9 protein-coding genes are annotated in these 15,178 nt (G+C 37.4%); 5 read left to right on the top strand and 4 right to left on the bottom strand.

Features of this window, described 5'->3' with window-relative positions; all coding sequences use genetic code 11:
• Nucleotides 1-83: 83 nt before the first annotated feature.
• From IE080_RS02190 to IE080_RS02180, 3 genes are all read left to right on the top strand, one after another.
• Nucleotides 84-1,805 (top strand): formate--tetrahydrofolate ligase, encoded by a 1,722-nt coding sequence (locus IE080_RS02190; protein WP_308428133.1) that lies wholly within the window; start codon nucleotides 84-86, stop codon nucleotides 1,803-1,805.
• A gap of 136 nt (nucleotides 1,806-1,941) precedes the next feature.
• A complete protein-coding gene (locus IE080_RS02185) occupies nucleotides 1,942-4,212 on the top strand; it encodes a PAS domain S-box protein (protein ID WP_189578806.1) in 2,271 nt (756 codons plus the stop codon).
• 20 nt (nucleotides 4,213-4,232) lie between these two features.
• Entirely contained in the window at nucleotides 4,233-5,021 is a 789-nt protein-coding gene (locus IE080_RS02180; protein WP_189578805.1) for a copper resistance protein NlpE N-terminal domain-containing protein, read from the top strand.
• A 42-nt stretch (nucleotides 5,022-5,063) separates the two neighbouring features.
• Here the strand turns inward: IE080_RS02180 and IE080_RS02175 are convergent, their stop codons facing one another.
• From IE080_RS02175 to IE080_RS02160, 4 genes are all read right to left on the bottom strand, one after another.
• Nucleotides 5,064-8,984: a PAS domain-containing protein gene (locus tag IE080_RS02175; protein ID WP_189578804.1), complete on the bottom strand. Its 3,921-nt coding sequence runs from the start codon at nucleotides 8,982-8,984 to the stop codon at nucleotides 5,064-5,066.
• Between the two features lie 135 nt (nucleotides 8,985-9,119).
• Nucleotides 9,120-9,722 (bottom strand): DUF2911 domain-containing protein, encoded by a 603-nt coding sequence (locus IE080_RS02170; RefSeq protein WP_189578803.1) that lies wholly within the window; start codon nucleotides 9,720-9,722, stop codon nucleotides 9,120-9,122.
• Nucleotides 9,723-9,824: 102 nt separating this feature from the next.
• Nucleotides 9,825-11,078 (bottom strand): DUF819 family protein, encoded by a 1,254-nt coding sequence (locus IE080_RS02165; protein WP_189578802.1) that lies wholly within the window; start codon nucleotides 11,076-11,078, stop codon nucleotides 9,825-9,827.
• Nucleotides 11,079-11,093: 15 nt separating this feature from the next.
• Nucleotides 11,094-11,426 (bottom strand): arsenosugar biosynthesis-associated peroxidase-like protein, encoded by a 333-nt coding sequence (locus IE080_RS02160; RefSeq protein ID WP_189578801.1) that lies wholly within the window; start codon nucleotides 11,424-11,426, stop codon nucleotides 11,094-11,096.
• A gap of 139 nt (nucleotides 11,427-11,565) precedes the next feature.
• Here IE080_RS02160 and gldC point away from each other — a divergent pair, with 139 nt between their 5' ends.
• Together gldC and IE080_RS02150 are read left to right on the top strand one after the other, a co-directional pair.
• Nucleotides 11,566-11,910, top strand: coding sequence for a gliding motility protein GldC (gene gldC / locus IE080_RS02155; RefSeq protein ID WP_189578800.1), 345 nt, complete (start codon nucleotides 11,566-11,568; stop codon nucleotides 11,908-11,910).
• A 233-nt stretch (nucleotides 11,911-12,143) separates the two neighbouring features.
• On the top strand, nucleotides 12,144-15,110 hold the full coding sequence (locus tag IE080_RS02150) for a TonB-dependent receptor (RefSeq protein ID WP_189578799.1): 2,967 nt from the start codon (nucleotides 12,144-12,146) through the stop codon (nucleotides 15,108-15,110).
• Nucleotides 15,111-15,178: the final 68 nt, after the last annotated feature.

Here is a 15,178-nt window from a genome sequence, read left to right as displayed (position 1 = left end):
ATGTGCTGATACGCGCCAGATTTTATACTAAAGGAAAATTAACACGATGAATTTTTAATTTAAAACCTGTCAAAAGTCAGGAAATGTACCATTCCATTGCAGTAACTTTAAGCCAAACAATCAATCATCCCATGCATCTTACAGACCTACAAATTGCCAAAGCTACCCAAATGAAACCCATCACCCAGATTGCTGCCAAACTGGGAATACACGAAGAAACCCTCCGACCATACGGAAAATATACAGCAAAGCTTCCCCTAAAGCTGATCGATCCCCAGCGTATGAAAGGGAAAAAACTGATTTTAGTAACTGCCATTACCCCTACAGCAGCGGGAGAAGGGAAAACTACTGTTTCTATAGGACTAGCAGAAGGATTGAATAAAATAGGAGTTCAAACTACGGTAGTCTTGCGTGAACCATCTTTAGGTCCTGTATTTGGGATGAAAGGCGGTGCAGCCGGTGGTGGCTACTCTCAGGTATTGCCCATGGAATCTATCAACTTACATTTTACAGGAGATTTTTCTGCGATTGAAAAGGCGCATAATCTGTTAGCGGCACTTTTGGACAATCATATCCATAGTCAAAAAAATATGCTCAATATCGATCCAAGGAAAATCATTTGGAAGCGGGTTATGGATATGAATGAGCGGGCACTGCGGGATATTGTCATTGGTTTGGGAGGGTCTGCCCAAGGTGTCCCAAGGGAGTCAGGCTTTGACATTACCGCTGCATCAGAAGTCATGGCTGCTCTTTGCTTAGCCAATAGTTTGATGGACCTAAAAGAAAAATTGGGCAACATCATAGTAGCCTACACTTATCAAGATGAACCGGTTCGCGCACATCAGTTGAAAGCCCATGGTGCGATGACTGCTTTATTAAAGCATGCGATTATGCCTAATTTGGTCCAAACTATCGAAGGTAATCCTGCCATTATCCATGGAGGGCCTTTTGCCAATATTGCTCAAGGCTCCAATTCAATCTTAGCTACCAAAATGGGGTTAAGTTTATCTGATTACGTGGTAACAGAGGCAGGTTTTGCTTCGGACTTGGGAGGCGAAAAGTTTTTGGATCTGAAATGTCAGTATGGAGGGTTAAAGCCTGATGCTGCCGTCATTGTAACAACTATTAGAGCACTAAAATCACATGCAGGAGTTGCCATAGTCAATCTAAAAGAACCTAACCCAAAAGCAGTAGCTACTGGCTTAGCTAATTTGGATAAACATATTGAAAACATGCGGCACTTTACATTAGAACCCGTAGTAGCCATCAATCAATTTATTACAGATAGTCAGGAGGAAATATCCGTAATTAAGGGGTATTGTGAGAAATTAGGTGTAAAAGTAGAGGTATGTGAAGCTTGGGCAAAGGGTGGAGAAGGTTGCGTGGACTTAGCACGTACAGTCAAGGCGGTTGCAGAAGGTGGTTTGAGTAATTTTACGCCGCTCTATCATTTTGATTGGAGTATAGAGCAAAAGATCGATACGATTGCTCGTAAAATCTATGGAGCAGCTGAAGTAGAGTACAGTGTCAAAGCCAAGCAACAACTGCGCATGTTTGCAAAAATCGGTTTAGATAAGCTACCCGTTTGCATAGCCAAAACTCAATATTCCCTATCCGACGACCCAAAGCTTACGAATAAACCCACAGGTTTTACGATCAAAATCCGGGAATTTGATATCGCAGCAGGCGCTGGATTTATCATTCCTTTGGCAGGAACTATCATGCGCATGCCGGGACTTCCCTCCGCTCCCGCTGCTGAAATGATAGACATAGATGAAGATGGCAATATTATAGGTTTATTCTAATCATGATTTTCATATCTTTCCTATTCATTTAAACGTTGTTTATTTCAATTAACTCACAAAGTGAAATAAGATTTGGATTTTTAAATATTTAGTAATATTTTCATTCCGATTTTCTTTAAAATACAGCAATGAACCCATGTTTTTAGGAGAGCTCCCTTTTTCAGAGAGTAAAAGATTGAAAGTTTTATACTCTTATAAAATTCTTGATTCAGAAGAAGATGAGGATTATACAAGCATTACTGAACTAGCTTCGGAAATATGTGATACACCTATATCTCTGATAACTTTTATTGACGAGAAAAGACAATGGTTTAAGGCAAAGACAGGAATTACATATAAAGAAACATTAAGAGAGTTTTCATTTTGCACTCATGCAATTTTAACCCCCCATCAGCCTTCAATATTTAGCAGTTTAAAAAACGAAAAATGCTTTAAAAATAATCCATATGTAGTTGAAGACAATGGATTTGATTTTTACGCTGGTATACCAATTTTATCGGATGACAATGTGGCTCTAGGTACACTTTGTGTATTGGATTATAAGGCTAAAACACTTACAGACAAACAAATTTCCCAATTAAAAAAATTAGCGCGACAGGTAGAAAAGCTTTTAAAATTAAGAAAAGCGAAGATTCATATTTCATATCATCAAAAGGACTTAGAGAAACAATTAGCTTATAACAAATCTTTATTTGAAGCTATTCCGGATATTCTGATGATTTTAGATTATGAAGGAAATATTCTTGAAATCAAATCTGGCAAGAAAGATGACTTCCTTATGGAACCACAATTGCTTGTAAATAAAAATATTAAAGAAGTTTTGCCTGCGGATGTATTTGATTTATTTAGTAGTAAGTTGTCTAAATTGAAAGACAATCAACCATTTCATTTACTGGAATACAAACTAGAAACACAAAAAGGTCTTCAAGTCTATGAAGCCAACTTCGCTAAATTTGAGGAAACTAAAGTCTTAACCTTAATCCGAAATATTACTGAACCAACAGCTATTAAAGATGAACTTTTAAGAACAAAAGACATTTTGACTGAAGCTGGTAAAATGGCTAAAGTAGGTGCATGGGATGTGAGTTTTAAGAGAAAAGATAAATTATTTTGGTCCGAAATAACTAAGGGAATCTTAGAACTGCAAGATTTACCTATACCATCGGTTAATGATGCAATTAATTTGTACAAAAACCATCCAGAAAGTTTTGCGAAAATATCGAGTGCATTCCAACAAGCCATTGATGAAGGAATACCATATGATTTAGAATTAAAGATTCAAACATTCAAAGGAAATGAGAAGTGGGTTCGTACCATTGGAAAACCTATATTCGAAAAAGAAGAATGTATTGGGCTTTTTGGAACTATACAGGACATTACAGAAATTAAGAAAAAAGAGGAAGAACTATTACTGAAAACCCTTGAATATGAGCATTTATTTGAAAACATGAATCAAGGAGTAGTCTATCAAGATGCTTCTGGATATATTTTTAGAGCAAATCCGTCAGCAGAACGTATTTTAGAACTAAGTATGGATCAAATGCTCGGTAGAACATCCATAGACCCAAGGTGGCATTCAATACGATTGGACGGAAGTGATTACCCTGGTGAACAGCATCCCGCCATGGTTGCCTTAGCCACTGGTAAACCTGTAATTGGAGAAATTATGGGCATTTTTTCAACAAAATCCGATACATACAAATGGATAATGATTGATGCTCTACCTGAATTCAAAGATAAGGACACCAAAATACCACATCGAGTATTAGCTACCTTTACAGATATCACAGAATTGATTTTAATTGAATCCAAACTCAAAGAGAATGAGGCTAATCTCTCAGCCATTATGGAAAGTAGTAATGAATCTATTTGGTCTATTGACAAAGATTTTAATATTATTTATGCCAACAAAACATTTAAAGATTCATTTAAACAAACTTTTAATAAACATGTAGAAAAAGACGTAAACGTTATTGATCAGTTACCTAATAACGCAGCTGATTTCTGGAAGGATTCTTATAAAAAAGCATTTGAGGGTCAAACATGCAGCTTTGAATTTAATATTGATGAACAAGGAAAAAGAAAATATTATGAAGTAAATATAAAACCAATTTTTCTTGACGATAAAGTTTTAGGAGCATCGATTTTTGCAAAAGATAATACGAATAAAATTTCCTATGTAAAAGAAATAGAAGAGCAAAATAGAAAATTGAAAGATATAGCATGGAGACAATCCCATTTGGTTAGGGCGCCTCTGGCTAGAATTATTGGCTTAACTACCCTAATTAAAGAGGAAGAGAATTCAGAATGTAAGGAAGAATTATTGGAACATCTTTTGCAATCAGCCACAGACTTAGATCAAGTTATCCGATCAATTGTTGACATATCCAGTCCATTTAAAAAATAAACTATTTAAATCAGAAGGTCATGAGCAAATTATCTTACTACCTTTTCTTATCAGTATTTTTTATTTCTTGTCAAGCTGAAAAATCCTCACTTGAGAACAAATCTGATAATTATGAAATTATTTCAGACACAAGTAGGGCTAGTCTGGATTGGAATGGTACTTACAAGGGTATTTTACCTTGTGCTGATTGTGAAGGTATTGAAACACGGCTCACAATTAAATCTGACGGTGAATTTGAACGTTCTATGAAATATCTGGGAAAAGATGATGGATTATTTTTTGACAGAGGAACTTTTGAATGGGATGATTTGGGAAGAACTATTTTACTAACTGGAGAAAACGGGGAATCCCAAGCTTATCAAGTTGGAGAAAATGTTCTATTCCACTTAGACCAAGAGGGAAATAGAATTTCAGGTAATCTTGCAGACATGTACCGCTTGGAAAAAAGCTTTGCAGATTATGCTTTGGAAAACAAAAAATGGGTATTAATTGAATTAAGAGGTACCCCATATCAACAGGATGAAAATCAAAAAGAGGCGTTCCTGTTTTTTGAAAATGAATCCGTGCGTATCTATGGAAATAACGGCTGTAATGCTATCAATGGCGCTTATGAAATAGAAGCAGGAAACCGTATCCGTTTTGGTAATATTGCAAGCACCATGATGGCTTGTCCAACTATGGAGAATGAAAGAATTTTCAATGATATGCTCAAGGAGGTTGATAATTATAGCATTGCTGACGGCCAACTTTCCTTAAACAAAGCTAGAATGGCCCCATTGGCAAGGTTTCAATTGGCGGATGGAGAATAATTATGGACAAAATTTACGTATCACAAAACAGCTAACACACATTTATTGAGTTGGCTGTTTTTTGATATGGAAACTTATTTTTTCAAGTAATGACTTTACCTGTAAAGGTTTTACCAAAAAGTCTTTTGCCCCTGCTTTGATTAATTGCTCCGACTTCGCAGGCATAGCATCTGCACTAATGATAATTACAGGTATAGAAGCCGTTTGTTCATTTTCTAATAGCTGTTGTAAGACTTCCTGACCATAGGCATCAGGTAAGTCAAGATCCAGCAAAATTAATATTGGCTGATGTTTCAAAGCTAATTCAACCGCCTCTTTTCCATATTTAGAATGTGTCAGTTGGATTTGGGGCATTTTAAAATCCAAAATATCCCTCACTAACTCTACATTTGTAATATTGTCTTCTACATAAAGGATAGTTGCATGGTTTGTCTTTATGGTCGGCTGCGCTTGATTCTCCTCAAATATACCTGTACTCAAATCATCAGGTTTTTCAAAAGATAAAGGAAAACGAAGAATAAATTCTGAACCTTTTTGCAATTCGCTCTTAACTTCAATACTTCCATTCATTGCCTCAACCAACTGTTTGACGATAGTCAATCCAAGCCCAGAGCCTTCGATAGTTGAACTTTCTGCACCTAATCGTTGAAACGGATCAAACAAAATCGAAATATTTTCAGGTGCAATACCATCACCAGTATCGGCAATAGATAGAAGAAAATATGATTGATCAGAAGAATCAATCTCACATGTCAAGAAAATTTCCCCACGCTCTTTATTGTATTTGATTGCATTATCTAACAAGTTCATAATTACTTGCTTAAATCGTAATGCATCTAATTGACCTATGAGTGTATCTTTACAATCATCCGAAACATGGATAGCAATCCCTTTTTTTCTCGCCGCAGGTCTGACCAGTTCAATCACTTTCTGGACGGCTAGTTTAACTTCCAAAGGCTGAAGATTCAATTTATAGGCTCCTGACTCAATAGCAGATATATCCAATACTTCGTTGATTAACTGGAGCAAATGCCTCCCATTGGAAAGAATAAAATCTAAAGATTTTTTATGTGTTCGGGACAATTCTCCCAATTCCATCAATTGCGCAAACCCAAGAATTGAATTTAAAGGTGTTCGTAACTCATGACTCATTCGGGACAAAAACTTACTTTTCGCCTGATTGGCTACTTCTGCTTCTTCTTTTGAACGGATAATTTCTTCCTCTGCTTGTTTTCGGCTGGTAATATCATACGTATGTCCATACCAGTTAACACTTTTGTCATCATCTACATAGGTAATCACGTTGGTAAACACCCACTTTACTTTGTCATGTTGATCCACAATTCTGTATTCATAACTTAAAGGCTTCGGGTTTTCAATTGAAGCATTCATAAAACCAATCACCATGTCGATGTCATCCGCATGAACTTTCCCTAAAATTGGAGAGGCATCGTGAGCCAGTTCTTCAGGTGTAAATCCCCATAATTTCTGAATTCCCGGACTTACAAATGGAAAGGTGAGTTTTCCATCGTGCGTTTTTCTCAATTGAAAAATCATACCTGGAACCCTGCTTGATGTATTGTTCAATATCTCCAATGACTCATTGAGCCGCTTGGTTCGCTCTTCAACCAAATTTTCAAGATTTAAATTGAGTTGTAGGAGCTCCAGCTCAATTCGCTTTCGTTCTGTTATATCCTGTCCTTGAGCAATTGTAGCAATGGCTCTTTCCTCTTCAAAATCCATGATAGGAGCCGAATTCCAAATAAAGGTATAAATATCACCCGCAATATGCTGAATAGGAATCTCCACTGATTCCCAACGCTCACCTTTGCTAGTTTGCTGAATTAAACTCATGGAGGCTTCCACTGCATTTTTTGGAAACAATAATTCCAAATGTTTTCCTAAAACCTCATCTTCTTGCCTACCTGTATATTTTTCAAAAGCTTTATTGAACTTGGTGATTTTGTACTCGCTATTCCATACGATGATTGGAGCATTAGCATATGTAAACAGGTTATTAAGGTATTGATTACTTTTTTTCAAAGCCTCTTGCGTCGCTATGGTTTCTGTGATGTCCTGTACAGTACCTACTGCCTTTAATGGCTCTCCTAAATCATCGTAATAGATTTCACTTTTCTCCTGAACTATTTTAATTTCCCCACTAGGTAACAGAAACCTATGAACAATCTCATAAGGCTTTCTATATTGAATTGCAACCTTAAAAGCTTGATCGACTTTTTCTCTGTCTTCGGGATGAATGGCAGCAAGGAACTCATCATATTTAGGTCCCTCTTTCACTTTTTCAACACCCATTAAATTATATACTTCATCAGACCAAAAAATCTCGCTAGTTTGAAAGTCAAACTCCCAACTTCCGACTTTAGCTATACGCTGCGCTTCTTTCAGTTTTCTTTGTTGTTCTTCAAGTATACTCTCTAAAGCAACCCTACCCGTAATATCTTCAATGTACACAACATACCCACCGACTGTACCATCACTTTCATACCAAGGAATACAACTCCATCGATTGTATTGTACTTCATGAGGTAACACTATCTCATCTTTTTCACTTTTCGACGAAATACCCTGTAAAGCTAGCTCATGTGCACGAAGAATATTTTCAGGTAAATTTGGAAAAATCTCATAAGCATTCACCCCAATAACTGGCCTATCTTCAATTCCAAAATCTCTCAAATATTTTTGACTAGTGTAGATATAACGATGCTCCTTATCCATTATAGCAACCGTACTATCCATATTTTCGATAATGTACCGAAGTAAGCTTTTAAAATGCCACTCTCCTTCCTCCCTTTTTTTACGTTCACTTACATCAGAAAGGATACCAGTGTAAACGATGTCTCCATTGTCTCTAACTCTTGGGGTAGAACGAAATTGAAACCAAGAATATTCCTGATTATGAGGAGAACGAATCCTTCCTTCCCAGAAAAATGGACTTAAAGAATTGACTGCATCAATGTTACTTTGAAAAAAACTTTCTTTATCCCGTGGATGGATCAACTCAGCAATGTCAAATGGGTTTCGTTCCCGTGAGGAAGTTTCCAACCCTAACATTTCATGCATCCTATCATTCAACATTTCAAAGTGTGAACGGTATTTTCCGTTGAGTAATGTTTCCTGAGGATCAAAATCTTTTCCCTCTACATTTTGGAAAACAATTCTGTACACACCAGAGGGTTGAGCATTTAAAAGATCATGAAATTTATCCTTTTCTTCCTGGAGTGAAAGCTCAATAGTCTTTCTTTTGGTAATATCTAATAAAAAGCCCTCTAGAAACTGTACTTGGTTATTATTATCATACACTGCTTGTCCACGCTCAAATATCCAGCGGATGTTACTGTCTTTATGTGTTATTCGATATTCAATTTCCCATTGTTGTTGATTAATTACAGCTTCCTTCACCTTTCCATATACTTCTTCTTTATCCTGCTCAAGAATCAGTTGATCAAAACTCATTAATGCATTTTTTTCCAACTCTTCTTTGGTATATCCACTTACATCACAAACATTTTTAGACAGGTATAACATCGTCCAATGTTTATCAAGTTTGCAGCGATAGACTGTTCCCGGAAGTCCCCTACTGCTTGTTCCCTCCAACTCCATACCTTTTGCATTCCTTCGAATAGAATCGAGAAAGCTTTCGAGCCTAATCAAAATAAAAATCTCATCTTTCCCCTCAGGGTAGAGAATAACTTCATACCAATTTCCTTGGTACCAAACATGTTTGGCTAATTCTTCTGATAAAGAAGTAATCTCCGGAAAATAATCAGCAACAAATGTGGCCAAAATTGGCAACCCTGAAAGTGGTTTGGGAAAAACGAGTTCATCTTCTTCCTCGGAAAAAAACAGGCTTAAAAACTTGGTGTTTACTTCTTCAATAAGTACACCATCTTTCGTGCTTAATTTAGCAGAAGCAATCAATTGACTGTTTTTAAAAATGTTCATAGCGGACTAGAATAAACACTTGCAAGGTACTAGAAGTACTTTTGCAATTGCTTATTAAATGTATAGAAAAAGCTAACAAAAAAAAAGTTGGAAGGCAAATTCCCTCCAACTTCTACAAGTAAGTTTGAAGTAAAATCAGAATGCATTTTTAAAAGCATCCATTTTTTGATCAACCTGTGTATCTACCATGAATGAGACTTTTACATTTTCCCACTTCATGGTGATTTTTGCTACTTTATTATCCTCAGCCGAAATCGCATATTGCAACCTTTCGTAAGTAGCATTAGTAGGTTCTGCTTTTACATTGACAGTTACCATATCATCTTTTGCCAAAGCTTCTTCATCAATTTTACCATCTTTCATGTAAGCAAACACTGAATTACCTTTAGAGTTTAAGCGGACAGTCCACTCACCATTGGCTCTTGGAGTCATAAATAAAGTATATTTACCTGGACGGATGTTTTTCCCTCCGATGTTCACCATTGTACTGAATTCAATTGTAGTAGCAGCATTGGCACCTGCTCTCCAAGTAACATCGTATTTTTCGATTTCACCGAAGATTTTTCTTCCTTTGACAGCTGGTGATGAATAATCAATGCTAATCTTTGTGAAACCGACATTTTGGCTGATGGAAGCCGCAGGGCTGGCAACAGGAGTCACCATCTGAGCTGATGCTTCTTGGACACACACAAAGAAAATCATCGCAATAGCTGCGAAAAGCATGTTAAATTTAGTCATAGTTGTGTTATTTATTGGGGTTTTAATTTAGGTGTATAAACACGAATTTAGAAAACTTGTTGCGTTTGACATGCATTTCTTTTCTAAATTCACTCCGATTTTTTAGAAGTTTCTTAATAATTCAGCCATTAAAAAGCCTAGATAATTCCCTAGTGCATATCCAATCACCCCAATCGTAATTCCTGGCATAATAATATTCCTGTTTTTCAAAGCCCCCGCCAACACCGGGACAAAAGGTGGTGAACAAATAAATGCCACAGAGGTAATCATTAAGATGTCAGCATCTATTTTTATCAATTTACTTAAGACTAATTGAATGAGGAGTGAACCAAATACTACCCATGCCAAGTATGCAAATATTCCTGGTGTAATCCCGGCAAGTGAGTGAATATCCACCATAGATGCTACCACCAAGCTAAAAATCAATATCAAATACATCCCTGTTTCAAAACTGAACTTGAGGTTCCTTATTTTTTGATTCAAGGAAGCCAGCAAGGAAAGTGAAGTAATCATAAGGATAATGGTCACCATCAATGCAGAGGCAGGTACTTGCAAAGCTATCAAAGCACTTAACCCCACCACACCTACCGCCACCATGACACTTTTACTGATTGCAATGATTGACTCTTTTGATGCTAATAGAGTTCGAGAATCTTGTGTTACCTCCACTTGAGTGATATTTTCCTCTTCATTGGGAATATTGCAGGAATGTAAAACCCATCGAAAAAACCCTTTACCAATACTTAGTAAAAAAACCAAGTACGCAAAGGAAATAATCAAATCATAACTGTGGATCAAAATATAGGTAGCAGGTGCCACATCCAACATCATTTTTAAAGATGCGAGATTGGGCGTACCGCCTGTGTAGACACCAACCAGCATTCCGCTTATCTTCCACAACTGATCGCCATATACTCCCTTGAAAACGAAATATCCAGATACCACCATTGCACTGACTGCAACTACTGCAATGCCAAGAGAAAGAATGGTAGACCTTGCCGAACCTAGAAAGGCTTTTAGATTGGTTGAAAAAAGCAGGAGAGGCAATGCTAACAGAATACTCGCACTCATCAAGGTATCTTGAAGTTGGTAGATAGAAAAAGCAGCATGGTCTTTGGGTGTCCATGTCCCCGACCCCACATAAGTAGAAGCCTCCTCTTTCACTTGTTGTGCATCTAGCGTCAGCAACTTATGAATCTCGGGACTCAATGTTGGAAATAGACCCAAATTCCCAATCAATATGCCGGCAGCATAGGCCAACATCACCGAACCGATTTTATCCAACCAAGAAAATTTCCTGCAGCCATAAAGTATAACTGCAGGAAAAAATAAGTAAAACAGAAGCAAAGCAATCATGCTGTTTGCGCTGTATTACATAGACAAATCAGAAACCTTATTCATCATCTGCGTGGCATGTACCAAGGATGCACCACCTCTGATAGCTGCGGCCACATGGACTGCCTCCATCAATTGAGCCTCATCGCAACCCTTTTCCATGGTATCCACTGTGTAGGCGTCTATGCAATAGGGACATTGAATGGCATGAGCAACAGCCAATGCTATTAAAGATTTTTCACGTGCAGTTAAAGCTCCCTCCTGAAAAACCTCTCCATAATAAGCAAAAAACTTATCTGCCATTTCTTTTTGAAAATCACCGATTTTACCAAACTTTTTAAGGTCTTCTGGATTGTAATACGTTTTCATTTTTGCGTTTATTTTAGAATTAGGTTTGTGAAATTAGTAAATGGAGGATGATAAGCTAGTACATTTTTTAGAATTCTGTGAAAATTATGGAACTCCATTGATTCTTTCCTAGTTTTGCATTCAAAATTTGAACAGGTATATGAGAAATTCAGAAATAAAATTCAACGTGCAGTTGGATGATAAAAATCTTCCAAAATCTATTCAATGGGACGCTACAGATAAAGAAGGGGGAGAATTAGAAAGCACCAAAAGTATTTCCTTAAATGTGTGGGATAATTTAAACCATAGCACCCTACGCATTGACTTGTGGACTGATGACATGTCTGTGGCAGAAATGAAACGATTTTACATTGATATCATCGGAGGTATGGCCCAGACCATCCTAAACAGCACAGGAGATGAATTTATGGCAGAAGAAATGAAAGAATTATGTGATCGTTTGGTTCAACATGTGAATGAAGAAAACAAAAAGAACGCACAATAATATTTTGAAAATATCTAATCAACCTCAGCGATTTTTTGAACGCTGAGGTTTTTTTACGTTTTTTCTTAGTTGATAATGAGTAGGTTTCCTATCGAATAAAATTTTTCTTAAAAATTCTTAAAAATAATTTTTGGGTTTTTCTTTTTAAATGCTGAATTTAATCTAAATTTCATCGCAAATCTTCCATATTAATTGGAGAATTTACTTAATCAAACCAATAACCCAAATACCTTATGCAAAAATTTACAAGAAGTACCTGGCGTATAGTTTCCCTGCTATTCGTCATAGTTTCCTTGAGTGCAGCTCAGGTAGTTGCTCAGACAACCACAATATCAGGTACAGTAACTGAGGAACGAACTAAAGAAACACTCGTAGGGGTAAACATCGTTGTTAAGGGCCGTGTGGTAGGTACAATTACCGACCTAAATGGAAAATTCAACCTTCGTGTTAATCAAGCACCTCCATTTACTTTGGTGTTCTCCATGGTAGGTTTCTCCAGCAAAGAAGTAGAAATCACCTCTGAGAATATCACCAATCTCAATGTAACCCTTGCGGAATCCTCAATCCTAGGCCAAGAAGTAGTTGTATCCGCTTCAAGGGTTGAAGAAAATGTCCTCAAGTCGCCTGTTACCGTTGAGCGTATGGACATCATATCTATACGAGAGGCTCCTCAAGCCAGTTTTTATGATGGTTTGAAAAACCTCAAAGGCGTAGAAATGTCTACGCAATCCTTGACCTTCCAATCATTCAATACAAGAGGTTTCAACGCCAATGGTAACGTACGTACAGTTCAGATGATTGACGGTATGGATAACCAAGCTCCAGGTCTGAACTTCTCTGTAGGTAACATTGCAGGTATTTCTGAATTAGATTTAGAGTCTGTAGAATTACTTCCAGGTGCGGCTTCAGCATTGTACGGACCAAATGCCTTAAATGGTATCTTATTGATGAACAGTAAGAATCCATTCCAATATCAAGGTTTCTCTGCTCAGGTAAAAACGGGTGTCATGGACCAAGGAGATCGCTCCAATCCAACCACAGGTTTTTATGATTTTGCAGCACGTTATGCGACTGCTTTCAATGATAAATTAGCATTGAAAGTAAATGTCAACTACTTGAGAGCAGATGATTGGCAAGCAAATGACTTTAGAGATCAATCATTGTTAAATGGATCTACCATTGAAGGTGGAACAAGAGAAAATAATCCTGGTTTTAATGGGGTTAACATTTATGGTGATGAGACAAACGTTAATATGTTTAGCGTAGCTCAAACACTTGTTAACAACGGTATTTTGCCTCAACAAGCTTTAGCTTTGGTTCCACAGACATTTGTTTCTAGAACAGGCTACTTGGAAAGAGATTTGGCAGATTACAACACTCAATCATTGAAATTAAATGCTGCTTTACATTACAGAATTAATGATAATGTAGAAGCTATTCTTCAAGGTAATTTTGGTACTGGTACTACTGTGTACACAGGTGCAGATAGATACTCAATTACAGGATTTAGCATTGGTCAATATAAAGCCGAGATTAAGGGCTCAAATTGGTTCTTAAGAGCTTACACTACGCAAGAAAGGTCCGGAGACTCTTATGCGATAGGTATTGCAGGACAAGGAATCAATGAAGCTTGGAAACCAAGTCAACAATGGTTTGGTGAATATGTCAGTGCCTTTGTTCAAGGAAGAGGTGCAGGATTGACAGAAGCTCAAGCGCATAATGCAGCCCGTGGGTTTGCTGACCAAGGTAGGTTTATGCCAGGTACTCCTCAATTCAACCAAGCGCTTGCTGATGTGACTTCAAGACCTATTCCAGGTAATGCTCAGGGTGTAGGGGCTCGATTTGTTGATAAGACAAACCTTTATCACTTAGAAGGCTCTTATGCATTCGAAAATTTCAAATTCGCTGATGTTGTAGTTGGTGCCAACTATCGTTTGTTCGAATTGAATTCTGAGAGAACACTTTTTGCGACTGATGACGCTGGTAATGAATTTACTATTCAAGAATTTGGAGGGTATGCTCAAGCTGCAAAATCTTTACTGAATGATAATTTGAGAGTAACTGCCTCTATCCGTTATGATAAAAACGAAAACTTTGATGGGCAGTGGTCTCCAAGGGTTGCAGCAGTTTACACCGCTGGTAAACACAACTTCAGAGCTTCTTACCAGACTGGTTTCCGTATCCCGACAACACAGGATCAGTACATAGATTTGTTAACACCTCAAGCAAGATTGATCGGAGGTCTACCATTATTGAGACAACGCTATAATTTCGCCAATAATCCGGTATACTCATTGGCTAATGTTACTGCATTTGGAACAGCTGTTCAAACAACTGCGTCAAATCCTCAATTCCAACAGCAAGTTCTTGCTCAAGTATTAAGTCAGTTCCCTCCAGGAACCCCTCCAAACAATCCAGCCGTTCAAGCAGCATTTAATCAAGCACTTTTTGGAGCAGCTGCAATGCAAAATCAAGGAGTGAAGGAAGAATTTGAATTGACTGATTTCAGACCTGAAGTAGTTCGTTCGTATGAAATCGGATACAAGAGTTTGTTAGCTAAAAACAAATTATTGATCGATGGATACTTCTACTATAACAGATTCGAAAACTTTATCGGTGGACAGGTATTGATTCAGGATGCTAACTTTAATCCTCAAAATCCTGCTTCTGCTCTTGGTTTGAATTTATTATCAGCCAATACAAGAAATGTATTCTCAATGCCAGTAAACAGATCTGAAATTATCCAGTCTTATGGATGGGCATTAGGTGCTGACTATCAATTACCAAAAGGATACACCATCGGTGGTAATATCTCCTCTGATGTATTGGCGAATATCGAAGATTTGGATGGCTTCCAGCCTGCATTCAACGCTCCGAGATATAGAACCAATTTCACCTTTGGTAATAGAAATATCAACAACAAAAACATTGGATTCAATATTGCTTACAGATGGCAGGATGAATTTGTATGGCAGTCTTCTTTCGTAGGACCTGCTGTCTCTTCTCAGCAATTGTCAGTGATGCCTGCTTTCGGCACATTGGATGCACAGGTAAGCTACAAAATCAAATCAATGAAATCCATTGTGAAATTAGGTGGTCAAAACTTGTTCAACAGCTCTGGCTATCGTCAAGCTTGGGGTAACCCAACTGTAGGTACGATGTACTTCGTTTCTATAACGTTTGATGAGTTCTTGAATTAAGGTAAACTAGCCTATAATCTCAAATGTCCTCAAAAAGTTAGCTGCTTTTTGGGGGCATTTCTTTTTAT

The organism is Mongoliitalea lutea (assembly GCF_014652135.1).
GTDB classification, from domain to species: Bacteria; Bacteroidota; Bacteroidia; order Cytophagales; family Cyclobacteriaceae; genus Mongoliitalea; species Mongoliitalea lutea.
This window is presented reverse-complemented; position numbering and strand designations above follow the sequence as displayed.

Coding starts and splice junctions, on each gene's coding strand:
- IE080_RS02150 (WP_189578799.1), top strand. CDS start 12,144: ATGCAAAAATTTACAAGAAGTACCTGGCGTATAGTTTCCCTGCTATTC.
- IE080_RS02185 (WP_189578806.1), top strand. CDS start 1,942: ATGTTTTTAGGAGAGCTCCCTTTTTCAGAGAGTAAAAGATTGAAAGTT.
- IE080_RS02180 (WP_189578805.1), top strand. CDS start 4,233: ATGAGCAAATTATCTTACTACCTTTTCTTATCAGTATTTTTTATTTCT.
- IE080_RS02170 (WP_189578803.1), bottom strand. CDS start 9,722: ATGACTAAATTTAACATGCTTTTCGCAGCTATTGCGATGATTTTCTTT.
- gldC (WP_189578800.1), top strand. CDS start 11,566: ATGAGAAATTCAGAAATAAAATTCAACGTGCAGTTGGATGATAAAAAT.
- IE080_RS02160 (WP_189578801.1), bottom strand. CDS start 11,426: ATGAAAACGTATTACAATCCAGAAGACCTTAAAAAGTTTGGTAAAATC.
- IE080_RS02175 (WP_189578804.1), bottom strand. CDS start 8,984: ATGAACATTTTTAAAAACAGTCAATTGATTGCTTCTGCTAAATTAAGC.
- IE080_RS02190 (WP_308428133.1), top strand. CDS start 84: ATGTACCATTCCATTGCAGTAACTTTAAGCCAAACAATCAATCATCCC.
- IE080_RS02165 (WP_189578802.1), bottom strand. CDS start 11,078: ATGATTGCTTTGCTTCTGTTTTACTTATTTTTTCCTGCAGTTATACTT.